This is a genomic window from Mesorhizobium sp. M1A.T.Ca.IN.004.03.1.1, assembly GCF_003997555.1.
In the GTDB taxonomy this organism is placed as follows: Bacteria; Pseudomonadota; Alphaproteobacteria; order Rhizobiales; family Rhizobiaceae; genus Mesorhizobium.
The window spans coordinates 1-23,489 of the sequence record NZ_RZTV01000023.1; the positions used below are offsets into that span (position 1 = coordinate 1).

Annotated in this window: 18 protein-coding genes, 1 tRNA gene and 2 pseudogenes; 2 read left to right on the forward strand and 19 right to left on the reverse strand. The window is 62.8% G+C overall.

The window, feature by feature from the left end; all coding sequences use genetic code 11:
- The 4 genes and pseudogenes from EOD29_RS29695 to rpsL form a co-directional block, all read right to left on the reverse strand.
- Positions 1 to 78 (reverse strand): annotated as a pseudogene (locus EOD29_RS29695) (elongation factor Tu); the annotation flags it as partial.
- Between the two features lie 101 nt (positions 79 to 179).
- The gene (fusA, locus tag EOD29_RS29700; RefSeq protein ID WP_067321482.1) at positions 180 to 2,270 is read right to left on the reverse strand and encodes an elongation factor G; all 2,091 of its coding nucleotides are present in this window, start codon (positions 2,268 to 2,270) and stop codon (positions 180 to 182) included.
- Positions 2,271 to 2,299: 29 nt separating this feature from the next.
- Positions 2,300 to 2,770: a 30S ribosomal protein S7 gene (rpsG, locus tag EOD29_RS29705; protein WP_095780442.1), complete on the reverse strand. Its 471-nt coding sequence runs from the start codon at positions 2,768 to 2,770 to the stop codon at positions 2,300 to 2,302.
- Between the two features lie 62 nt (positions 2,771 to 2,832).
- Positions 2,833 to 3,204, reverse strand: a complete 372-nt coding sequence (rpsL, locus tag EOD29_RS29710) for a 30S ribosomal protein S12 (RefSeq protein ID WP_006202128.1) — start codon at positions 3,202 to 3,204, stop codon at positions 2,833 to 2,835.
- Positions 3,205 to 3,667: 463 nt separating this feature from the next.
- Between rpsL and EOD29_RS29720 the strand changes: the two genes are divergently transcribed.
- Together EOD29_RS29720 and EOD29_RS29725 are read left to right on the forward strand one after the other, a co-directional pair.
- The gene (locus tag EOD29_RS29720; protein ID WP_066989908.1) at positions 3,668 to 3,949 is read left to right on the forward strand and encodes a transcriptional regulator; all 282 of its coding nucleotides are present in this window, start codon (positions 3,668 to 3,670) and stop codon (positions 3,947 to 3,949) included.
- 98 nt (positions 3,950 to 4,047) lie between these two features.
- Positions 4,048 to 4,977, forward strand: coding sequence for a Gfo/Idh/MocA family oxidoreductase (locus tag EOD29_RS29725; RefSeq protein WP_095824690.1), 930 nt, complete (start codon positions 4,048 to 4,050; stop codon positions 4,975 to 4,977).
- Between the two features lie 25 nt (positions 4,978 to 5,002).
- Here EOD29_RS29725 and EOD29_RS29730 read toward each other — a convergent pair whose 3' ends face one another.
- From EOD29_RS29730 to tuf, 15 genes and pseudogenes are all read right to left on the reverse strand, one after another.
- A complete protein-coding gene (locus EOD29_RS29730; protein ID WP_127248702.1) occupies positions 5,003 to 5,668 on the reverse strand; it encodes an O-methyltransferase in 666 nt (221 codons plus the stop codon).
- Positions 5,669 to 5,744: 76 nt separating this feature from the next.
- On the reverse strand, positions 5,745 to 9,941 hold the full coding sequence (gene rpoC, locus EOD29_RS29735) for a DNA-directed RNA polymerase subunit beta' (protein ID WP_066989905.1): 4,197 nt from the start codon (positions 9,939 to 9,941) through the stop codon (positions 5,745 to 5,747).
- Positions 9,942 to 10,087: 146 nt separating this feature from the next.
- Positions 10,088 to 14,224 (reverse strand): DNA-directed RNA polymerase subunit beta, encoded by a 4,137-nt coding sequence (gene rpoB, locus EOD29_RS29740; RefSeq protein ID WP_066989583.1) that lies wholly within the window; start codon positions 14,222 to 14,224, stop codon positions 10,088 to 10,090.
- Positions 14,225 to 14,489: 265 nt separating this feature from the next.
- Complete coding sequence (gene rplL / locus EOD29_RS29745; RefSeq protein WP_066989581.1) at positions 14,490 to 14,870, reverse strand: 50S ribosomal protein L7/L12; 381 nt, start codon at positions 14,868 to 14,870, stop codon at positions 14,490 to 14,492.
- A 54-nt stretch (positions 14,871 to 14,924) separates the two neighbouring features.
- Complete coding sequence (gene rplJ, locus EOD29_RS29750; protein WP_041003118.1) at positions 14,925 to 15,443, reverse strand: 50S ribosomal protein L10; 519 nt, start codon at positions 15,441 to 15,443, stop codon at positions 14,925 to 14,927.
- A gap of 420 nt (positions 15,444 to 15,863) precedes the next feature.
- Positions 15,864 to 16,562 carry a 50S ribosomal protein L1 gene (gene rplA, locus EOD29_RS29755; protein ID WP_066989577.1) on the reverse strand — a complete coding sequence of 233 codons (699 nt, stop codon included), beginning with the start codon at positions 16,560 to 16,562 and terminating at the stop codon, positions 15,864 to 15,866.
- Between the two features lie 4 nt (positions 16,563 to 16,566).
- Positions 16,567 to 16,995 carry a 50S ribosomal protein L11 gene (gene rplK, locus EOD29_RS29760; RefSeq protein WP_059189557.1) on the reverse strand — a complete coding sequence of 143 codons (429 nt, stop codon included), beginning with the start codon at positions 16,993 to 16,995 and terminating at the stop codon, positions 16,567 to 16,569.
- A 159-nt stretch (positions 16,996 to 17,154) separates the two neighbouring features.
- Entirely contained in the window at positions 17,155 to 17,679 is a 525-nt protein-coding gene (gene nusG / locus EOD29_RS29765) for a transcription termination/antitermination protein NusG (protein ID WP_127248703.1), read from the reverse strand.
- 27 nt (positions 17,680 to 17,706) lie between these two features.
- On the reverse strand, positions 17,707 to 17,910 hold the full coding sequence (secE, locus tag EOD29_RS29770; protein WP_127248704.1) for a preprotein translocase subunit SecE: 204 nt from the start codon (positions 17,908 to 17,910) through the stop codon (positions 17,707 to 17,709).
- A 357-nt stretch (positions 17,911 to 18,267) separates the two neighbouring features.
- Positions 18,268 to 18,343: transfer RNA gene (locus EOD29_RS29775), tRNA-Trp, on the reverse strand.
- A 36-nt stretch (positions 18,344 to 18,379) separates the two neighbouring features.
- Positions 18,380 to 18,769: a metal-dependent hydrolase gene (locus EOD29_RS29780; RefSeq protein ID WP_245475479.1), complete on the reverse strand. Its 390-nt coding sequence runs from the start codon at positions 18,767 to 18,769 to the stop codon at positions 18,380 to 18,382.
- A 210-nt stretch (positions 18,770 to 18,979) separates the two neighbouring features.
- A complete protein-coding gene (locus EOD29_RS29785; RefSeq protein WP_127248705.1) occupies positions 18,980 to 19,465 on the reverse strand; it encodes a group II truncated hemoglobin in 486 nt (161 codons plus the stop codon).
- Between the two features lie 98 nt (positions 19,466 to 19,563).
- Positions 19,564 to 21,108 (reverse strand): hypothetical protein, encoded by a 1,545-nt coding sequence (locus EOD29_RS29790; RefSeq protein WP_127248706.1) that lies wholly within the window; start codon positions 21,106 to 21,108, stop codon positions 19,564 to 19,566.
- Between the two features lie 251 nt (positions 21,109 to 21,359).
- Positions 21,360 to 23,102: a hypothetical protein gene (locus EOD29_RS29795; protein ID WP_245475480.1), complete on the reverse strand. Its 1,743-nt coding sequence runs from the start codon at positions 23,100 to 23,102 to the stop codon at positions 21,360 to 21,362.
- A 162-nt stretch (positions 23,103 to 23,264) separates the two neighbouring features.
- Positions 23,265 to 23,489, reverse strand: a pseudogene (gene tuf / locus EOD29_RS29800) (elongation factor Tu); the annotation flags it as partial.

The window sequence follows — 23,489 nt, forward strand, 5'->3', positions numbered from 1 at the left end:
CGTCTTGCCATGATCGACGTGGCCGATCGTGCCAATGTTCACATGCGGCTTGGTGCGCTCGAATTTACCTTTTGCCACTGTATTTCTCCGTCTTTACTCATCCCGCTCGGGGAAATTGATATTCGCTCCAGCCGAACCGGAAACGCGTAAGAGCCGCGGTTCCGGTGGCACAGGCATTCTCACGCGTACTTTTTCTGGACTTCCTGGGCCACCGCCGTAGGGACCGGCTCATAGTGGTCGAACTGCATCGTGTACTGGGCGCGGCCCTGCGACATCGAACGCAGATTGTCGACGTACTTGAACATGTTGGCCAAAGGCACCATCGCGTTGATGACGACTGCCACGCCACGCGCTTCCTGGCCCTGGATCTGGCCGCGACGGCCGTTGAGGTCACCGATAACGCCGCCGACATAGTCTTCCGGCGTCACGACCTCGACCTTCATGATCGGCTCCAGGAGCTGCACACCAAGCCGGGGTGCGGCTTCCTTGAAGCAGGCGCGGGAGGCAATTTCGAACGCCAGCACCGAGGAGTCGACGTCGTGGAAGGCACCGTCGATCAGCGTCGCCTTGACGCCGATCATCGGGAAGCCGGCAAACGGGCCGGAACCCATGACGCTCTGGATGCCCTTCTCGACGCCGGGGATGTATTCCTTCGGCACCGCGCCGCCGACGATCTTGGACTCGAACAAGAACTCTTCGCTCTCGGTGTTCGGCTCGAACACGATCTTGACGCGAGCGAACTGGCCGGTGCCGCCCGTCTGCTTCTTGTGCGTGTAGTCCTGCTCGTGGGTCCGGGTGATCGTCTCGCGATAGGCCACCTGCGGAGCGCCGACATTGGCTTCCACCTTGAACTCGCGGCGCATGCGGTCAACGATGATGTCGAGATGCAACTCGCCCATGCCGGCGATGATGGTCTGACCGCTTTCCTCGTCGGTCTTGACGCGGAAGGACGGATCCTCGGCCGCCAGGCGATGCAGCGCGAGGCCCATCTTTTCCTGATCGTTCTTGGTCTTCGGCTCGATGGCGATCTGGATCACCGGATCGGGGAATTCCATGCGCTCGAGGATGACCGGATGCAGCGGATCGCAGAGCGTGTCGCCGGTCGTCGTGTCCTTGAGGCCGGCCAACGCGACGATGTCGCCGGCATAGGCTTCCTCGATATCGGCGCGCGAATTCGCATGCATCTGCAGCATGCGGCCGATGCGCTCCTTCTTGCCCTTCACGGTGTTGTCGAGCGAGGTGCCCTTGGTGAGCTTGCCCGAATAGATGCGAGCGAAGGTCAGCGAGCCGACGAACGGGTCGTTCATGATCTTGAACGCCAGCATCGACAGCGGCTCGTTGTCGTCGGCATGACGCTCGATCTCGGCGTCGGTCTTGGCGTCGACACCCTTGATGGCCGGCACGTCGATCGGCGACGGCAGGTATTCGACAACGGCGTCCAGCAGCGGCTGCACGCCCTTGTTCTTGAAGGCCGAGCCGCAGAACATCGGGAAGAACTTGACCGCGATGGTGCCCTTGCGGATCAGCGCGCGGATCTCGTCGTTCGACGGCATGTTGCCTTCGAGGTAATTCTCGAGCGCGGTCTCGTCCATCTCGACGGCGGCCTCGATCATCTTCTCGCGATACTGAGCGGCCTTGTCCTTGAGGTCGGCCGGGATCTCGACGACGTCCCAGGCAGCGCCCAGCGTCTCGTCGCGCCAGACAAGCGCGTTCATTTCGACGAGGTCGACGACGCCCTTGAACTCGGTCTCGGCGCCGATCGGCAGTTGCATGACGACGGCTTGCGCGCCGAGGCGCGAGCCGATCATTTCCACCGAGCGGTAGAAATCGGCGCCGATCTTGTCCATCTTGTTGCAGAAGATCATGCGCGGCACGTGGTACTTGTCGGCCTGGCGCCACACGGTCTCGGTCTGCGGCTCGACGCCGGCGTTGGCATCGAGCAGCGCGATGGCGCCGTCGAGCACGCGCAGCGAACGCTCGACCTCGATGGTGAAGTCGACGTGTCCGGGAGTGTCGATGATGTTGAAGCGGCGCATCTTGCCGTCGCGACCCTTCCAGAAGGTCGTGGTCGCGGCCGAGGTGATGGTGATGCCGCGTTCCTGCTCCTGCTCCATCCAGTCCATGGTGGCAGCGCCGTCATGGACTTCGCCGATCTTGTGCGACTTGCCCGTGTAGTACAGGACGCGCTCGGTCGTCGTCGTCTTGCCGGCGTCGATATGCGCCATGATACCGAAATTGCGGTAGTCTTCGATTTTGTATTCGCGGGCCATGGGAGGTGCCTCTCAGTCTCGTTCGCGCTTTACCAGCGGTAGTGCGCGAAGGCGCGGTTGGCTTCCGCCATCTTGTGGGTGTCTTCACGCTTCTTGACGGCCGTGCCGCGGTTGTTGGCCGCGTCCATCAACTCGCCCGAGAGGCGGTCGACCATCGTGGTCTCGTTGCGGTTGCGCGCGGCGGCGATCAGCCAGCGGATTGCCAGCGCCTGGCGGCGCTCGGGGCGCACGTCGACCGGAACCTGGTAGGTGGCGCCGCCGACGCGACGCGAACGCACTTCCACATGCGGCGCGACATTGTCGAGCGCCTGGTGGAAGACGGCGACCGGCTCCTGCTTGGTCTTGGACTGGACCTGGTCCAGCGCGCCGTAGACGATGGTCTCGGCAACCGACTTCTTGCCGTCATACATGACGGCGTTCATGAACTTGGTGACGACCAGATCGCCGAACTTGGGGTCCGGATTGATCTCACGCTTTTCTGCACTGTGACGACGGGACATGGCTCTTGTCTCTCAATCTCGTGGCACGGCGCAGTCAAAAAAAGCGCCGAAGCCGGAAACCCTTACTTCGGACGCTTGGCACCGTATTTCGAACGGCGCTGCTTGCGGTTCTTCACACCCTGGGTGTCGAGCACGCCGCGGATGATGTGATAGCGGACGCCCGGCAGATCCTTGACGCGGCCGCCACGGATCATGACCACCGAGTGCTCCTGAAGGTTATGGCCTTCGCCCGGGATGTAGCCGATCACTTCGAAACCATTGGTCAGACGGATCTTGGCCACCTTGCGCAGCGCCGAGTTCGGCTTCTTCGGCGTCGTCGTGTAGACGCGCGTGCAGACGCCCCGCTTCTGCGGGTTCTGCTGCATGGCCGGGACCTTGTTGCGCTTCACCGGCGCCAGGCGCGGCTTGCGGATCAGCTGGTTGACGGTAGGCATTAAACCCTCTTGTCTCTCAATTCCGTGTCTTGCCCTGTCAGGGCCGCTCAAAGCGTCATGTCCATACGCGAATTCGGGCAACACACCGCGCCTCGCGGTCCTGCCCGAACAAATTGCAGAGGAAGCGGAAGCCGCTTCATGCGCGCCGGAGATGTCTTTTCACTCGTAAAACGAACCCTGTTTGAGGCAAACTCCAAGGCGCGTCGCCTCGGAAAAGCAAGTCTCACATCGGTTCTGACGTGGCGGCTTCTACTCGCAAGCCCCCTATCCGTCAACCCCGGAACGGCAAATATTGCGCCCGATCCGGAGCTTGGCAGCCATGCGGAAAACGCATGTAATTTTCTTGCGTCTTTTTTCAAGAGCGAGGAAGAAAGTGACCCGCTTCCGCCTGTCATCTCGGCCGGCTTCGTGCAAATAAGTCGGCATGAATGGCAAAACTCCCCGCTTCCGGAGGAACCAGCCCGTGAACGACAACGAGGAGCGCCCGGTCACCATCATCACCGGCCGGGTGTGGCGGCGAAAAGGCGGCAAGCCGGAAGGCGTGCATGTGATGCTGGTCGCGCCCGACGATGATTCTGCCGTCCGCCGCGCGCTCGAATCGCTCGCCGCCGAAGGATTCGCCGAAGCCGAGCTCGACCAGATCGGCGACATGGAAGGCACCCCCGACGAAGAGCCGCATCTGTCCGCCTATCAGGGCGCGCTCGAGGGCGAAGTCTCGATCGTTACCTTCGACGAGCCGAGCTGATCCCGGACGGGAATCGCGAGATCACGATTTCGTCCAGGCTTGCCGGGCACCGTTGTCCTGCCTAAGAACACCTACTTCTTCCATCCCTCGGAGTCCCAATGACCAGCAACCCCATCAGGATCGGTATCGTCGGCGTGGGAAAGATCGTCCGCGACCAGCATCTTCCGGCACTGGCCAAGGACAGCAGTTATCGGCTTGCGGCCGCCGCCAGCCGCCACGGCAAGGTGGACGGCATCCCGAACTATCCGACGATCGAGGCGATGCTTAAGGCCGAGCCGGGCCTGGAAGCCGTCTCGCTCTGCATGCCGCCGCAGTTCCGCTATGACGCCGCGCGTACCGCGCTCGAGGCCGGAAAGCACGTCTTCATGGAGAAGCCGCCGGGCGCCACCGTCAGCGAGGTCGAGCACCTGAAGGCGATTGCCGCGAAGAAAGGCGTTTCGCTTTTCGCCAGCTGGCATTCGCGCTACGCGCCGGCGGTCGAGGCCGCGCGCGCCTTCCTGGCTTCGGCCAGAATCGACTCGGCGGCGATCAACTGGAAGGAAGACGTGCGCCGCTGGCACCCGAACCAGGAATGGATCTGGGCGCCGGGCGGTTTCGGCGTGTTCGATCCCGGCATCAACGCGCTATCGATCGCCACCCACATCCTGCCGCCGATGTTCATCACCTCGGCCGTGCTCGACTTCCCCGAGAACCGCGCCTCGCCGGTCGCGGCGCATGTCACCTTCCGCACCTCGAACGGGCTCCCGGTGACAATGGAGCTCGACTGGCTGCAGACCGGTCCGCAGAGCTGGGACATCCTGGCCGAGACCGACAAGGGCAAGATGGTGCTTTCGGGCGGCGGCGCAAAGCTCGCCGTCGACGGCAAGATCATCCATGACGAGCCGGAAGCCGAATATCCGATGCTCTACAAGCGTTTCGCCGAGATTGTCCGCGCCGGCATCTCCGACGTCGACCTGGCCCCGCTCCAGCACGTCGCCGACGCCTTCATGCTCGGCAAGCGCAATGTGGTCGAGCCTTTCTTCGATTAACAGCAAGCCCCGTGCAGCGCCGGCGTCAGTCCACGATCGCAATCGCAAATCCGTCATAGCCCTTGGCGCCGACGGTCTGGATGGCGGTGCCGTCAAGCCGCTTCTCGCCGCCGATGAAGGAGAACGCCGCGCGGGCGCCGACGACGTTTTCGTCGCGGCCGTCATCCTTCAGCACGGCGCCGTCGCGGATGACGTTGTCGCAGACTATCACCGTTCCGGAGCGCGACAGCCGCATGGCCCAGCTGAGATAATTCGGGTTGTTCGGCTTGTCGGCGTCGATGAAGATCAGGTCGAACGGACCGGCATTTTCGCTGACCAAGGCTGCTAGCGATTGAAGAGCTGGCCCGAGCCGCAGATCCACCTTGTCGGAAACCCCTGCCCGCTCGAAGTTCGAGCGCGCGACCTTGGCGCGGTGCGGCTCAAGCTCCAGCGTCACTACTCTGCCATCGGCAGGCAGGCCCCTTGCCATCCAGATGGTCGAGTAACCACCGAGCGTGCCGATCTCGAGCACCTTCCTTGCGCCGCGAATCCGCACCAGAAGCGAAAGCAATTTGCCCTGCGCGGCCGAGACGTCGATCGCCGGCAGGCCCTGCTCGCGGTTGGCCGCAAGCACCGCGTCAAGCGTGGGATCCGCATCGAAAAGAGAGGAGACGATGTAGTCGTCGACAGCCGTCCAGGTCCTGGCGCTCATGGTTTTTCCTCGTTCATAACCCGAATGAAAAAAGGGGCCACGCGGGCCCCTTTTCTTTCTCTCATTGCATCCGCGCTTACTGCGCGGCGTTGACCATGTTGGTCAGCATCGGCTCGGCGACTTCGACACCCGAAGCCTTGCGGCGCTCGTCGATGATGAGCTCGTCGCGCGAGGTGGCGATACGCCTTATTTGGCTCATCGTGCCGCCCGTGCCGGCCGGGATCAGGCGGCCGACGATGACGTTCTCCTTCAGACCCTGCAGCATGTCGGTCTTACCGGCGACCGCGGCTTCCGTCAGCACCCTGGTCGTCTCCTGGAAGGAGGCGGCCGAGATGAAGGACGGCGTCTGCAGCGAGGCCTTGGTGATGCCGAGCAGCACCGGCTGGCCTTCGGCCGGCTTCTTGCCGTCCTCGATCAGCCGCTCGTTGACCTCTTCCAGCTCGATCACGTCGACGTGGTCGCCCGGAATGTAGGTCGAGTCGCCCTGCGTGGTGATCTCGACCTTCTGCAGCATCTGGCGAACGATCACCTCGATGTGCTTGTCGTTGATCGACACGCCCTGCAGGCGGTAGACCTCCTGGATCTCGTTGACGAGGTAGGACGCAAGCGCCTCCACGCCCTTGATCGCCAGGATGTCGTGCGGCGCCGGGTTGCCGTCGAGGATGTAGTCGCCCTTCTCGATGACGTCGCCGTCCTGCAGATGGAACGGCTTGCCCTTCGGGATCAGGTACTCGACCGGCTCCAGCGTCGAGTCGTGCGGCTCGATGATGATGCGGCGCTTGTTCTTGTAGTCGCGGCCGAAGCGGACCGTGCCGTCGATCTCGGCGATGATGGCGTGATCCTTCGGACGGCGAGCCTCGAACAGTTCGGCCACCCGCGGCAGACCGCCGGTGATGTCCTTGGTCTTGGCGCTTTCCATCGGGATACGCGCAAGCACGTCGCCCGGACGGACATGCGCGCCCGGCTCGACCGAGAGAATGGCCTCGACCGAGAGCAGGAAACGTGCATCGCCGCCCTTCGACAGCTTGCCCACCTTGCCCTTGGCGTCCTGCACGACGATCGCCGGCTTCAGGTCGCTGCCGCGCGGCGTCGAACGCCAGTCGATGACCTCACGCTTGGTGATGCCGGTCGACTCGTCGGCCGTCTCCTGAACGGAGATGCCGTCGACCAGATCCTCGAACGCCACCTTGCCCTCGATTTCGGTGAGGATCGGCCGGGTGTAAGGATCCCACTCGGCGATGCGCTGCCCGCGCTTCACCTTGTCGCCGTCATCCACGAAGATGCGCGAGCCATAGGCGACGCGGTGCGTGGCGCGTTCCTTGCCGGCCTCGTCGAGGATCAGAACCGCCATGTTGCGGCCCATCACCATCTGCTGACCCTCGGAGTTGCGCACCACGTTGCGGTTGCGGATCTCGACCTTGCCCTCATAGGAGGCTTCAAGGAACGAAGAGTCCACCACCTGCGCGGTGCCGCCCATGTGGAAGGTGCGCATGGTGAGCTGGGTGCCCGGCTCGCCGATCGACTGCGCCGCGATGACGCCGACGGCCTCGCCCTGATTGACGGGCGTGCCGCGGGCAAGATCGCGACCGTAGCAGACCGCGCAGACGCCGGTCCTGACCTCGCAGGTCAGCGCCGAGCGGATGCGGACCGACTGGACGCCGGCCTTCTCGATCTGCTCCACGTCACGCTCGTCCATCAGCTTGCCGGCCTTGACCAGCACTTCGCCGGAGACCGGGTGGTTGATGTCGTCGAGCGCCGTGCGGCCGAGCACGCGCTGACCGACCGAGGCGACGATCTGACCGGCATCGACGATCGGCTGCATGGTGAGGCCCTTGTCGGTGCCGCAATCCAGCGAATTGACGATGCAGTCCTGCGCCACGTCGACCAGACGGCGGGTCAGGTACCCCGAGTTCGCCGTCTTCAAGGCGGTGTCGGCCAGACCCTTGCGGGCGCCGTGGGTCGAGTTGAAGTACTCGAGCACGGTGAGGCCTTCCTTGAAGTTCGAGATGATCGGCGTCTCGATGATCTCGCCCGAAGGCTTGGCCATCAGGCCGCGCATGCCGGCGAGCTGGCGCATCTGGGTGGGCGAGCCGCGCGCACCCGAATGCGACATCATATAGATCGAGTTCATCGGCTTCTGACGGCCGTTTTCCTCGAACTCGACCGCCTTGATGCGGGCCATCATCTCGTCGGCGACCTTCTCCGAGCACTTGGCCCAGGCGTCGACCACCTTGTTGTACTTCTCGCCCTGCGTGATCAGGCCGTCATTGTACTGCTGCTCGTACTCCTTGGCCAAAGCCTCGGTATCGGAGACCAGCTTCAGCTTGGTGTCCGGAATCACCATGTCGTCCTTGCCGAACGAAATGCCGGCGCGGCAGGCATGCGCAAAGCCGAGAGCCATGATGCGGTCGCAGAAGATGACCGTCTCCTTCTGCCCGCAGTGGCGGTAGACGGTGTCGATCATCTTGGAGATGTTCTTCTTGGTCATCTCCTGGTTGGCGATGTCGTACGGTACGTTGACGTTCTTCGGCAGAAGCTCGCCGATGATCATGCGGCCGGGCGTGGTTTCATAGATCTTCGACACCGTCTTGCCTTCGGCATCGACGGTGCGGAAGCGGCCCTTGATCTTGGCGTGCAGGGTCACCGCCTTGGTCTCCAGCGCATGCTGGAGCTCGCCCATGTCGGCGAACACCATGCCTTCGCCCGGCTCGTTCTGGTTGACGATCGACAGATAGTAGAGACCGAGAACCATGTCCTGCGACGGCACGATGATCGGCGCGCCGGAGGCCGGGTGCAGGATGTTGTTGGTCGACATCATCAGCACGCGCGCTTCGAGCTGCGCTTCCAGGGACAGCGGCACATGGACCGCCATCTGGTCGCCGTCGAAGTCGGCATTGAAGGCCGTGCAGACCAGCGGATGCAGCTGGATCGCCTTGCCTTCGATCAGGATCGGCTCGAACGCCTGGATGCCGAGGCGGTGCAGCGTCGGCGCGCGGTTCAAGAGCACCGGATGCTCGCGGATAACCTCGTCGAGGATATCCCAGACCTCCGGACGCTCCTTCTCGACCAGCTTCTTCGCCTGCTTGACGGTCGAGGAGAAACCCTTGGCGTCGAGGCGGGCGTAGATGAAAGGCTTGAACAGCTCCAGCGCCATCTTCTTCGGCAGGCCGCACTGATGCAGCTTGAGTTCCGGACCGGTCACGATGACCGAGCGGCCGGAATAGTCGACACGCTTGCCGAGCAGGTTCTGGCGGAACCGGCCCTGCTTGCCCTTGAGCATGTCGGATAGCGACTTCAGCGGACGCTTGTTGGCGCCGGTGATGACGCGCCCGCGGCGGCCGTTGTCGAACAGCGCGTCGACGGCCTCCTGCAGCATGCGCTTTTCATTGCGCACGATGATGCCGGGCGCGCGCAGCTCGATCAGCCGCTTCAAGCGATTGTTGCGGTTGATGACGCGGCGATAGAGGTCGTTGAGGTCGGACGTGGCGAAGCGGCCGCCGTCCAGCGGGACCAGCGGGCGCAGGTCCGGCGGGATCACCGGAACGACCTTCATGATCATCCATTCCGGACGGTTGCCGGATTCCATGAAGTTCTCGACGACCTTGAGCCGCTTCAGAAGCTTCTTCTGCTTGAGCTCGGACGAGGTCGAAGCCAGCTCCGAGCGCAGGTCGCCGGCGATCTTCTCCAGATCCATGCCGGCCAACAGGTCATGGATGGCCTCGGCGCCGATCATGGCGGTGAAAGAGTCTTCGCCATACTCGTCGACGGCCAGCATGTACTCTTCCTCGCTGAGCAGTTGGTGCTCCTTCAGCGCGGTGAGGCCAGGCTCGGTGACGATGTAGTTCTCGAAGTAGAGGACGCGCTCGATATCCTTCAGCGTCATGTCGAGCAGCGTGCCGATGCGCGAAGGCAGCGACTTCAGGAACCAGATATGGGCGACGGGCGCGGCGAGCTCGATATGGCCCATGCGCTCGCGGCGGACGCGCGACAGCGTGACTTCGACGCCGCACTTCTCGCAGATAACGCCCTTGTACTTCATGCGCTTGTACTTGCCGCACAGGCACTCGTAGTCCTTGATCGGACCAAAAATGCGCGCGCAGAACAGACCGTCACGCTCCGGCTTGAAGGTGCGGTAGTTGATGGTCTCCGGCTTTTTGATCTCACCGAACGACCAGGACAGAATCTTCTCAGGGCTGGCGAGCGAGATCCGGATGGAATCGAACACCTGCGCAGGCGCCTGAGGGTTGAAGAGATTCATGACCTCTTGGTTCATGCCGTTCTCCTTTTCGGGGTCCTCGAAAACCCCTTGCATCGAGCGCGGGCCGAATGCCCGCAGACTGGCCGGCCTGACCGGCCGAGAATTTGTGGGGCGCGCCGCGTCGTTTCGCGGCGCGCCATTACCCTTATTCGGCCGCGCCGTTATTCGGCAGCATCGGGCAGCCGCACGGCAGCGTCTTCGAACTTGGTGTTCTCCAGTTCGACATTGAGGCCGAGGGAGCGCATCTCCTTGACGAGAACGTTGAAGCTCTCGGGAATGCCGGCTTCGAACGTATCGTCGCCGCGCACGATCGCCTCGTAGACCTTGGTGCGTCCGGCAACGTCATCCGACTTCACCGTCAGCATCTCCTGCAGCGTATAAGCGGCGCCGTAGGCTTCCAGCGCCCAGACCTCCATTTCGCCGAAGCGCTGGCCGCCGAACTGCGCCTTGCCGCCCAGCGGCTGCTGGGTGACGAGCGAGTACGGGCCGATCGAGCGCGCGTGGATCTTGTCGTCCACCAGGTGGTGAAGCTTGAGCATATAGATGTAGCCCATCGTCACCTTGCGATCGAACGGCTCGCCGGTGCGGCCGTCATAAAGCTGCGACTGACCGCTGGTGTGCAGGCCCGCCTGCTGCAGCATGGTGTTAATGTCGGCTTCGTGCGCGCCGTCGAACACCGGAGTCGCGATGGAGACGCCGCGGCGCATCTGCTCGCTCAGGCGAATGATGCTCTCGTCGTCATAGTCGCGGACCGGCTCGTTGCGGTCGTTGGAAGGCATGAAGCTTTCCAGCGTCTTGCGCAGCGGCTTGATGTCGCCGCCAGCCTTGTAGGCGTCGATCAGCTCGCCGATCTTCCTGCCCATGCCGGCGCAGGCCCAGCCCAGATGCGTTTCCAGGATCTGGCCGACATTCATGCGGCTTGGCACACCCAGCGGGTTGAGCACGATATCGGCATGCGTGCCGTCCTCAAGGAAAGGCATGTCCTCGACCGGAACGATGCGCGACACCACGCCCTTGTTGCCGTGACGGCCGGCCATCTTGTCGCCCGGCTGCATCTTGCGCTTCACCGCCACGAAGACCTTGACCATCTTCATGACGCCCGGAGGCATCTCGTCGCCGCGCTGCACCTTCTCGACCTTGTCCATGAAGCGCTGCTCGAGCGCCTTCTTGGAGTCGTCGTACTGGCCGCGCAGGGCTTCCAGCTCGCTCTGGAGCTTTTCGTTCTCCACGGCGAACTGCCACCACTGCGAGCGCGGATACTCGTCGAGCGTGTCCTTCGACAGCTTCGAGCCCTTCTTGAAGCCCTTCGGCCCGGCAATCGCTTCCTTGCCGACCAGCATGTCCGACAGGCGCGAATAGACGTTGCGGTCGAGGATCGCCTGCTCGTCGTCGCGGTCCTTGGCCAGACGCTCGATCTCCTCGCGCTCGATCGCCATGGCGCGCTCGTCCTTCTCCACGCCGTGGCGGTTGAAGACGCGCACTTCGACGACCGTGCCGAAGGTGCCCGGAGGCATGCGCATGGAGGTGTCGCGAACGTCCGAGGCCTTTTCGCCGAAGATGGCGCGCAGGAGCTTCTCTTCCGGCGTCATCGGGCTTTCGCCCTTCGGCGTGATCTTGCCGACCAGGATGTCACCCGGCTGCACTTCCGCGCCGATATAGACGATGCCGGCCTCGTCGAGGTTCTTCAGCGCTTCCTCCGAGACGTTCGGAATGTCGCGCGTAATCTCCTCCGGTCCGAGCTTGGTGTCGCGGGCCATGACCTCGAACTCCTCGATGTGGATCGAGGTGAAGACGTCGTCGGCCACGATGCGCTCGGAGAGCAGGATCGAGTCCTCGTAGTTGTAGCCGTTCCACGGCATGAACGCGACCAGCACGTTGCGGCCGAGCGCCAGATCGCCGAGCTCGGTCGAGGGACCGTCGGCGATGATGTCGCCCTTGTTCACCCGGTCGCCGACACGCACCAGCGGACGCTGGTTGATGCAGGTGTTCTGGTTCGAACGCTGGAACTTCATCAGCCGGTAGATGTCGACGCCGGACTTGCCCGGGTCGAGATCTTCCGTGGCGCGGATAACGATACGGGTGGCGTCCACCTGGTCGACCACGCCGCCGCGGCGGGCGCCGATGGCGGCGCCTGAGTCACGGGCCACGACCGGCTCCATGCCGGTGCCGACGAACGGCGCCTCGGCGCGCACCAGCGGCACGGCCTGACGCTGCATGTTCGAGCCCATCAGCGCGCGGTTGGCGTCGTCGTTCTCGAGGAACGGGATGAGGGCCGCGGCCACCGACACCATCTGCTTCGGCGACACGTCCATCAGGTCGACGTTCTCGCGCGGCGCCATCATCACCTCGCCGGCGTTGCGGCAGATGACGAACTCGTCGACAAAGCTGCCGTTCTTATCGAGCTCGGCGTTGGCCTGCGCGACGTGGTGCTTGGCCTCCTCCATCGCCGACAGATAGACGACCTCATTGGTGAGCTTGCCGTTGACGATCTTGCGGTACGGGCTCTCGATGAAGCCGTACTTGTTGACGCGCGCGAAGGTGGCGAGCGAGTTGATCAGACCGATATTCGGGCCCTCCGGCGTCTCGATCGGGCAGATGCGGCCGTAGTGCGTCGGATGCACGTCGCGCACCTCGAAGCCGGCACGCTCGCGGGTCAGACCGCCCGGTCCAAGCGCCGACAGGCGACGCTTGTGGGTGATCTCCGACAGCGGGTTGGTCTGGTCCATGAACTGCGACAGCTGCGAGGAGCCGAAGAACTCGCGCACGGCGGCGGCCGCCGGCTTGGCGTTGATCAGGTCCTGCGGCATGACCGTGTCGATCTCGATCGAGGACATACGCTCCTTGATCGCGCGCTCCATGCGCAGCAGACCGACGCGGTACTGGTTCTCCATCAGCTCGCCGACCGAGCGCACGCGGCGGTTGCCGAGATTGTCGATGTCGTCGATCTCGCCCTTGCCGTCGCGCAGCTCGACCAGCGTCTTGACCACGGCCAGGATATCTTCCTTGCGCAGCACGCGCACGGTGTCCTCGGCCTTGAGCTCGAGGCGCATGTTCATCTTGACGCGGCCGACAGCCGACAGGTCATAGCGCTCGCTGTCGAAGAACAGCGAGTTGAACATGGCTTCGGCGGTCTCGAGCGTCGGCGGCTCGCCCGGACGCATGACGCGGTAGATGTCGAACAGCGCGTCCTGGCGGCTCTCGTTCTTGTCGACGGCGAGCGTGTTGCGGATGTAGGCGCCGACATTGACGTGGTCGATGTCGAGGATCTGGATCTCGTCCTCGCCGGTGCCGAGCAGCACCTTCAGCGTCTTCTCGTCGATCTCGTCGCCGGCCTCGAGGAAGATCTCGCCGGTGGCGTAGTTGACGATGTCCTCGGCCAGGTAGTTGCCGAGCAGGTCCTCGTCGGTCGCCTTGATCGCCTTGAGACCCTTTTCGCCGAGCTGGCGGGCCTGGCGGGCGGTGATCTTCTTGCCGGCCTCGACGACGATCTCGCCCGTGTCGGCGTCGACCAGGTCGCCGACAGCCTTGAGGCCGCGGAAACGCTCGACGTTGAACGGGATGCGCCAGTGGTCGCCGGCGCGCTTGTAGGTGATCTTGTTGTAGAAGGTCGACAGGATCTCTTCGCCGTCCATGCCGAGCGCCATCAGCAGCGACGTCACCGGAATCTTGCGGCGGCGGTCGATGCGGGCGTGGACGACGTCCTTGGAGTCGAACTCGATGTCGAGCCACGAGCCGCGATAAGGGATGACGCGCGCGGCAAACAGAAGCTTGCCCGAGGAGTGCGACTTGCCCTTGTCGTGGTCGAAGAAGACGCCCGGCGAACGGTGCATCTGCGAGACGATGACGCGCTCGGTGCCGTTGACGATGAAGGTGCCGTTCGACGTCATGAGCGGCATATCGCCCATATAGACGTCCTGCTCCTTGATATCCTTGATCGACTTCGCGCCGGTATCCTCGTCGATATCGAACACGATGAGGCGCAGCGTCACCTTCAGCGGCGCAGCATAGGTCAGGTCGCGCTGACGGCATTCGTCGACGTCGAATTTCGGTCCTTCGAACTCATACTTCACGAATTCCAGCATCGAGGAGCCGGAAAAATCGGAGATCGGGAAGACCGACTTGAAAACAGCCTGCAGCCCCTCGTCCGGACGCCCGCCCTTGGGCTCGTCCACCATCAGGAACTGGTCATAGGATGCCTTCTGAACCTCGATCAGGTTCGGCATCTCCGCAACTTCCGGGATCTTCCCGAAGAACTTGCGTACGCGTCTGCGGCCATTGAAAGTCTGGGTCTGGGCCATCGTCGCTCCTTAGCTCAAAACTCGGGGCGAACCTCGCCGCGGTTCGCCTTGCACCAACGGGCCGCTCGCCGGCCGCCCCTGTCTGTTTTCCGGCCGCCGTTCCAATTGCTTGGCGGCTGCCGGTAAAAACGGGAGAAAACCCGTTTCCTGAAGGCCGCTTCCGGCCCTCAGGAAAGAGGTTTTCAAACGTCTCGCGCAACGAAGCCTCCCTTTCATCAAGGGAGGGGGCGGCCGGCGCGAGGCCGTCCGCCCTCAACCATAAGGCTTACTTCAGCTCGACCTTGGCGCCAGCTGCTTCCAGCTGAGCCTTGAACTTGTCGGCATCGGCCTTGGAAACGCCTTCCTTGACCGGCTTCGGAGCGGCCTCGACCAGGTCCTTGGCTTCCTTGAGGCCAAGGCCGGTGATGGCGCGGACTTCCTTAATGACGTTGATCTTCTGGGCGCCGGCGTCGGCGAGAACGACGTCGAATTCCGTCTTCTCTTCAGCCGGAGCAGCAGCAGCGGCAGCGCCACCGCCAGCAGCGGCAACCGCCACCGGAGCAGCAGCCGAAACGCCCCACTTCTCTTCCAGGAGCTTCGACAGCTCGGCCGCCTCGAGGACGGTCAGCTTCGAAAGGTCGTCTACGATCTTCGCGAGATCAGCCATTTTGATATTCCTTTGGTTGGTTCGAACGTGTGTTGTTGACAGCGAGGAACGGCCTCATGCCGCCTCGTCCTTCCGGGCGTAAGCGCCGATGACGCGCGCGACCGAAGCCGCGGGCGCATTGACGATCTGGGCGATCCGGGTAGCCGGCGTGGCGATCATGCCAACCAGCTTGGCGCGCAGCTCGTCGAGCGACGGCATCGTGGCGAGCGCCTTGACACCATCGGCGTTGAGCGAGGTCGAGCCCATCGCGCCGCCGAGAATGATCAGCTTGTCATTCCCCTTGGCGAAATCGGACGTGACCTTCGGCGCCGCAACCGGATCCTCCGAATAAGCGACCAGCGTCTGTCCCTTGAACAGATCGACGATCGATGCGGAGTCCGTGCCCTGAAGAGCGATCTTGGCGAGACGGTTCTTCGCGACTTTGACGGTGCCGCCGGCGGCGCGCATCTTCGACCGGAGGTCGTTCATTTGCGCCACGGTGATACCGGCGTAGTGGGCCACGACGACTGAACCCGCGCTCGAGAACGCTTCGTTCAGGCCCGTGACGAGTTCGCGCTTTTCCGCTCTGTCCACTGCCTATCTCCAGTTGACCCCTGCCTCATTCTCGAGGTCAGAAGTCGGGTTGCCTTTTGCCGGCCGGGCCATCCTAATCGTGGATCTCCCGAACGGCGCTCGAGGATCCTGCCCCCTTTTCGCCCACCGACGGCAAGCCGGCGATGTGCTGACAAAAGGCAAACACGGTTCGAACCTTTCATTGGAGCTTGTCGCTCCTTTGTCGGGTCTTCACCCGTCTCATGCAGGCCCAAGTGAATTAAGGCTTTTGGGCCGCCTGCAATCTCGGACAGGATATCCGGAAACCTTTCGGCTTCCGGGGTACCGGGCCGCCGACGGATCGGCGGTCCGGAATTCTTCTTTGTTGGAGCATGATCTTTTCCGAAATCCACTTTTCGGGATCATGCTCTAGCGACCGGCCTGAAGCCGGCCAGACGACGCTTACGACGCGGCGAGCGTCGCGATGTCGAGCTTGAGGCCGGGACCCATCGTCGAGGTGACCGACACCTTCTTGACGTAGTTGCCCTTGGCGCCGGCGGGCTTGGCCTTGTTCACCGCATCGGCGAAGGCCCGCACATTCTCTTCCAGCGCCTTGACGTCGAACGAGACCTTGCCGACGCCGGCCTGGACGATGCCGGCCTTCTCGACGCGGAACTCGACGGCGCCGCCCTTCGAGGCCTTGACGGCGGCCGCGACATCGGGGGTCACGGTGCCGACCTTCGGGTTCGGCATCATGCCGCGCGGGCCGAGCACCTTACCCAGACGGCCGACCAGCGGCATCATGTCCGGAGTAGCGATGCAGCGATCGAAATCGATCGTGCCCTTCTGGACGATGTCGACGAGGTCCTCGGCACCAACGATATCGGCGCCGGCGGCCTTGGCTTCTTCGGCCTTGTCGCCGCGCGCGAACACGGCGACGCGCACCGACCGGCCAGTGCCGTTCGGCAGGTTGACAACGCCGCGGACCATCTGGTCGGCATGGCGCGGATCGACGCCGAGATTCATCGCGACCTCGACCGTCTCGTCGAACTTCACCGTGGACCGGTCCTTCAGCAGCTGCAGCGCCTCAGAGAGCGCATAGGCCTTGTTCGGGTCGATGCCTTCACGGCTCTTGGCAACACGCTTTGCAATCTTTGCCATGATCTTAGCCCACCACTTCCAGGCCCATCGAGCGGGCGGAGCCCTCGACCATGCGCATGGCCGCTTCGACGTCGTTTGCGTTGAGGTCCTTCATCTTCTGCTCGGCGATCTGGCGCACCTTGTCGCGCGAGATCGTGCCGGCCTTGACCTTGCCCGGCTCTTTCGAACCAGACTTCAGGTTGGCGGCCTTCTTCAGGAAGTAGCTCACCGGCGGCGTCTTCATGACGAAGGTGAACGACTTGTCCTGGTAGTAGGTGATGACGACCGGGATGGGCGAGCCCTTTTCCAGTTCCTGGGTCTGCGCGTTGAACGCCTTGCAGAACTCCATGATGTTGATGCCGCGCTGACCAAGCGCCGGGCCGATCGGGGGCGACGGCGTGGCCGAGCCCGCGGCAACCTGGAGCTTGAGCTGGCCTGCAACTTTCTTAGCCATCTCTATTCCTGCCTTTTCTCATGCCGGGAAAACCGGCGGTTGCAGTCTAGTGGTGCGGTTCCAGCGGCCGGCTAAGCCGCATTCGCCTCCCACCCGCTCATGGCAGCGCCATTCCTTCGCGCCGCCGATCCCTTCGCCTCTCGGACGGGGACCTTCGGATCAGCCCTTTTCGACCTGTCCGAATTCGAGATCGACGGGCACCGCGCGCCCGAAGATCGAAACTTCCACCTTGAGGCGCGCCCGCTCCTCGTCCACTTCCTGGACGAAGCCGTTGAACGACGCGAACGGACCGTCCGAGACGCGGATCGCCTCGCCGATCTCGAAGGTGATCGACGGCTTCGGACGCTCGACGCCTTCCTGAACCTGGTTCAGGATGCGTTGCGCCTCGGCTTCAGTGATCGGCACGGGCTTGGAGTCACCGAGGAAGCCGGTGACCTTCGGGGTGTTCTTGACCAGCGAGAATACGGCGTCCGTCAGGTTGGCCTTCAAGAGCACATAACCGGGGAAGAACTTGCGTTCCGCATCGACCTTGCGGCCGCGGCGTATCTCGACGACCTTCTCCGTCGGCACCACGATCTGCTCGATCTCGCCCGACAGGCCCTTCTGCTTGGCCTTGTTCTCGATGTCCTCGGCGACCTTCTTCTCGAAGTTCGAATAAGCGTGGACGATGTACCACCGCGTCATTTCACGACCTCTCCGTAATCGCCGAACTTAATGTCCGAGGCCCAGAATCCACTCGATCGCATAGCCCATGGCTACGTCGGCGGTGAAGAAGAAGATCATGGCGATGAGCGCAAAAACCAGGACCATTACCGTCGAGATCATAGTCTCGCGGCGCGAGGGCCATGTCACCTTGGCCGTCTCCGCGCGAACCTGCTGGAGAAAGGTGAAAGGGTTTGTGGTTTTCGAAGCCATCTGCCGCCTGTCTTCAAGACCCGTTGGCCGGGTCTCCTGGATGATCCCGCTGGCCGGGACGTGCCGCCTGGACTTCGTGCCGGCGCCGAATCAGCACCACCATTTCGCCCACGCAAATCAAACGCGTAAAGCCGGCTTCCCAGCTCCACGCGTCGCGTGTCTGTTCAGTCTACATAAAACCGATTCTTGGTCCACGCAAGTGGCAAGTGTTCCGCTTTATGTTTTAGCGCCGCCTCGGAACCATCCAGTCGTTCCGTCCCGGCTATGCGGGGCCTTATGCCCCAGTTTTCGCTATATGGCAAGCCGCCCCCGGTTTTCAACGGCGGAGCGCACCCACCTTCAGTCTGCCATGGGAGGTGGCACGGGCAGCAGGGCTCGAACCTACGACCTGCGGTTTTGGAGACCGCCGCTCTACCAACTGAGCTATGCCCGTATACGGGCGCTGCTATTTCACAAAGCCGATGAGAACTCAAGAGCCCTTTTGAGACGCGTCGGCCGGAAGCGCCGATCGCAGCCATCCAAGCCCCAGGGCCCATGCGCAGATCACGAGTTCAAGCGCGAAAGTCCAATGCAGAACGAAGTTCAGGACCCAGTTCCCATGGCTGGCCGGAACCGCCACGAGCTCAAACGGGCGATGACTGAACGGCGCCAACCACATGATCGGCGATGCCACCGTGTCGAGCGCCATATGCACCATGGCTCCGGCTAAGAAGATGGCGATCGACGGCAGACGCCGCGACCCCAACAACCGACCGACCGACACACTCACCGTCCCGATCGTGGCCCAGAACAACGGCCAATGCGTGATGTAGGCATGATGGTGCGTGCGACCGCCATCGATCAGGTAAAAATAGAGCATGTCGATGTCCGGGATGACACGCTGCCGAGCATTGCGGCAGCCACCACATCGGATGCCTCCCGTCGCCGTCTTCGCGCGAGCCTTCCCAGAATATAGCCCGATGGGAGATGGGCAATCAGCATGCAAGGTCGTCTCACATTGATGCAACGACCCTGCGGTGTCTTTGCGGCGTCATCTTTTCGGAATTTTGCAGAAACCCAGCATCTTCGGCTACGATTTCCCGGCCGGCGGCTTGTAAGGCCCGCCCGGCACGCCCCAGCCCCAGCTTGGCATTGGCTCGGTCTCAGGGTCGCAAGTCTCGCCGAGATTGGAATTAATCTTGGCCAGCCGCGATCCCCACTCGACATAGCCCATCAAGGCGGAACGGAACTCGGGATCGTACGGCAGGCCGGCTTCGTCCGCCGCGTCCGCCAGAAGGTTGATCCAGCGCCGGCGCTGCTCCTCGGTCAGATGCTTGCCGAGATGATGCCTGACCATCTCGCGGTGGCCACCATGCCGTTCGCTGTAGGTCTTCGGCCCGCCGAAAACCTCGCCGATGAAGGCGGCGACATGCGCCGGATGGTCCGGCGACATGTGCCTGAACACCGGACCGACGATCGGGTCCAAGGTCACTCTGTTGTAAAAGATCTGCGTCAGCCGGTTGAGCGCCTCGCTGCCGCCGGCCCATTCGAACAAAGTCGGGACGCCCTCGCTCATCTCCGGTCCTCCTACGTTTGAGCCTAGAAGGATAGCGGGAAGCTCGGAGCCGGCTCAACCTGCCTCCATGGCCAGTGCTGGCATGGCGCCGAATGCTGCTAAAGCTTGGCCGGCGATTCCGCTTCGGCGTTGGCGGACGGCAGAACCAGGCAGTTATCGGGTTTTGGCGAAGATTTGCAGATAGTGGCGCCCGTCAGAGCGTCTACCGACTGGCGGCTGGTGGTGAGCCCGAACCCCGCCAATTCGTCCTGGCTGAGCTCCCTGTGCTTGGCGGATTGGGCCGACTGCATCGCGACGAACAAGCCCGAGCCGATCGCCATCTCCTCGAGATACGACCGGACCTTGTCTTCCATGCCCATGGAATGCACCAGGAAACGCGTATCGGCGCCTACCAAGCGCCTGGTGCCGCCGGCGATCATCAGCACGCAGGCTGTATCGCATTCGGCGCCGGCTTCAACGGTGAGACCATTATGAAGGTTGTCCTTGGAGACGCACCCTGCCGTGCCGGGATCGCAATCGAGAAAATCCGTCCGGGCGACCGCAACATCCAATCTGCGCTCGCGGATCAGCCGGCCGGCGGCGAGCGCGCCCTGGACATCGCCGCCCTGTGAGTTGAGGACGATGGGCAGCCTGCGCCCGCCGACCTTGTCCAGCAGCTCGCGCAGCCTGTCGGGCGTGCCGGCAACGATCGTTCCCTCCGCCGAAATCCATTCCGGACAATCGGGGTTGCAGAGCGGATTGCTGCCGCGAACGAGGATGAAACGCATTTCCTGCTGCGGCTTTGGCGGTGATGCTGCCTCCGCCGGCTGACTGTAGGCCTGTTTGACCGCGACCGTCGCCACCTCGGCCGGCTTGGCCTTGCCATTGGCCGGTATCTCGCGGCAGTTCGCTGGCACCGGATCGCGCCGGCATATGGCTGCTTCGGTCATCAGGTCGAGGGAATCGAGGCTGGTGACGAGCTTCATATCCAGCATATCGTCGGGCTCGATCTGCTTTATGTCGCTTGCCGGCGTCGCTTTCATCACGTCCAGCACGCCCTGCCCGATACCCATTTCTTTCAGATAGCCGGACAGCCGTTTCTCGACCGCCTTGCTCATCTCGTAGGTCTTGTAGCTGCCGGCATTCTTGCGGCTGACGACCTTGGTGCTGAGGACCTTCTTCTTGCCGTTCACAATTCTGTAGGTGGTGCGGTAGAGCAGCTTTTCCCTGTGATATGTCGTGGTGATCTGATGAACTCCGAGGAAAGCCCACTCGCCGACCACACGGCGGACGCCGCCGGCAAACATCAGGGGACATGCGGAATTGCACATGGCGCCGCTGTCGTAGGCGATGCCGGAATACGGCGTGTTCTTACTGTCATTGTCCCGGCAGTTCTTCATTTCGGGCGAGCAACCGGAAAACCCCGTAGTGCCCACGGCGATGTCGAGCTTGTTCTTACGGATCATACGGCCGAGTTGGAGCGCGGCGTCGACATTGCCTCCAGGAGAACTGACGACGATCGGCAGTTGCCGGCCGCCGAGCGTATTCAAGAGGCGCTTGAACCGCGCCGGCGTGCCGGCCTCGATGCTGCCTTCGGCAGAAATCCATTCCGGGCAGTTCGGCTCGCAGCCTGGCGCGCTGCTGCGCACCACGACGAAGCGCATGGCAGGGCCGTAATCCGGCGGCGTTTCCTTCGCTGCGGCGGCAAACGCGGTAAGCCCAATAGCGATGGCCAGCCCGAGCCGAACCAGCCCTAGCGGCCACGAAATACCCTTTGAAAGGAACGCGGAAATCACGCCTGCCAAGCCCTCGGTCCAACCCATACTAGTTACGGCGACGATGCTTGCAATAGAATTGAAGAGGGTGCGAGCAATGCCAGCCTGACGGCTGCTGCCTCGACTTCGTCGCGACAACGCTAAAGTTCTGGCGGCGTCTTTGCCTGGGCGTTGGCGGAGGGCGGGAGCCGGCAATTGTCCGGCTTTGGCGAGGACCTGCAAATGGCGGGGCCAGTCAGCGTGTCCGATGTGTCCGGCCCGGTCACCAGCCCGACCTTGAGCATTATATCGGGTTCAAGCTGACGCTCGACTGAACTCTGATCTATCGCTGCGAACAGGCCTGGGCTGATCGCCATCTCGTCCAAATAGGCTTCGACAATCCGCTTCTGCCCCATCGAGGACACGCTGAGCCGCGCCTTGGGGTCGACCAGCCGCCTGGCGCCGCCGGCGAGCATGAGTGCGCAGGCTGAATCGCACTCCACTCCGAATTGGCTGATCAGCCCGACATAGGCGCCATTGTCGTCCAGACAGCCTGCCCCGGGCGGGTTGCAACCCAGGATATTGGTGCGGGCGACGACGACGTCTAGCTTGCGTTCGTGGATAAGCCGCCCTGCGGCCAAGGCGCCGAACAAGTCGCCGCCTCGTGAGCTGATCACAACGGGGAGCCGCGGGTTGTCGAGCGCGGCGAGCAACTGGCGAAGTTTTTGCGGGGTTCGAGGGGTGATCGCGCCTTCCGCCGAAATCCATTCCGGGCAGTCGGGATCGCAGAGCGGATCGCTGCCGCGAACGACCACGAAGCGCATCTCCGGCGCCGCATTTCCTGCCGCTCCTCGAAACGGCACGGCAGTCGGGGCTTTGGCTGGCTTGGAAGATGGAGCTTCCGCCTGTCGAGAAGGTGCCGGCTTTGCCGTCGTTACAGCGGCCGGCCGGGCATCCTCCGCTATTTCCCGGCAATTCGGAGCCGGTTTGTCACCCATGCACAGGATCACTCCGGTGAACAGCTCCACGGTGTCTGTGCTGGTGGCCAGTTTCATCGTTAGCATGTCGTGGAGGGTGATCCGCTGAATGTCGCTCGCCGGTGTGGCTTTCATTTTGTCGAGGACACCCTGCCCCACGCCCATCTCTGCCAAATAGGCCGAGATTTTCCGCGCGAACCCCTTGCTCATCTTATAGGTCTTGTAGCTTCGGCCTTCGGTGACGGTCTCCGTTGTGACCTGATATCTTTTGCCCCGAATGGTTTTATAGGTGGTTCGAAAATGCCTTGTGGAGGGGAACCAAGTGGTGGTGATCTGATGAACACCCAGATAGGCCCAGCCACCGGCTACGCGGCGAACGCCACCTGCGAACATCAGGGGACATGCAGAGTTGCACATGGCGCCGCCATCAGACGCCACGCCGAAATAGGCAACGCCCTTGCCGAAGCTGGCCCCGCAGCCCTCCGTTCCCGGCCAACAATCGGAAAACTCGGTCTTGCCGATCGCGATGTCGAGCCCGTTCTTCCGTATGATGCGACCAAGTTGAAGTGCGGCGTCGACATCGCCGCCAGGGGAATTGACAATGATCGGCAGTTTGCGGGTGCCGAGCTTTTTCAGCACTCGCTTGAGCAGAGCCGGCGTGTCGGCAGTGATGGCGCCTTCCGCTGAAATCCATTCCGGACAATTGGTCTTACAGCCGACTGCACTGCTACGCGCAAAGATGAACCGCATGTCCGAAAAGCCGTCGGAAGACGGGCCGTTCAAAATGAACGTATCGGGCCATGCCCGTATGAGGACGTCATCGGCCTTTGCTGCAAAGGCCACCACCACAATAGCAAGCACCGGTGCCCGGCGAACCAGTATGCGAAACCATCTTGATGTGCAGTTTAAATGATGCCCCGAAATCATGATTGGCGACGCCCCCTGCCGCAATCGATAATAATTGCGGCAGTGGTGCATGCAATAGCTTCGAAGCAACCGTGCTGCATTTATGCTGCACTGTGCAAGTAAACGAAAAAGGGCGGCCCGAAGACCGCCCTTTCCTTGTCGAGCCGGCAAGTGCCGGATCGATCATTCTTTGATGGTGACGACGATGCCGGCACCGACGGTGCGGCCGCCTTCGCGGATGGCGAAGCGCAGCTTCTCTTCCATGGCGATCGGCACGATCAGCTCGACGTCGACGGTGATGTTGTCGCCGGGCATCACCATCTCGGTGCCGGCCGGCAGCGTCACGATGCCGGTCACGTCGGTGGTGCGGAAGTAGAACTGCGGCCGGTAGTTGGTGAAGAACGGCGT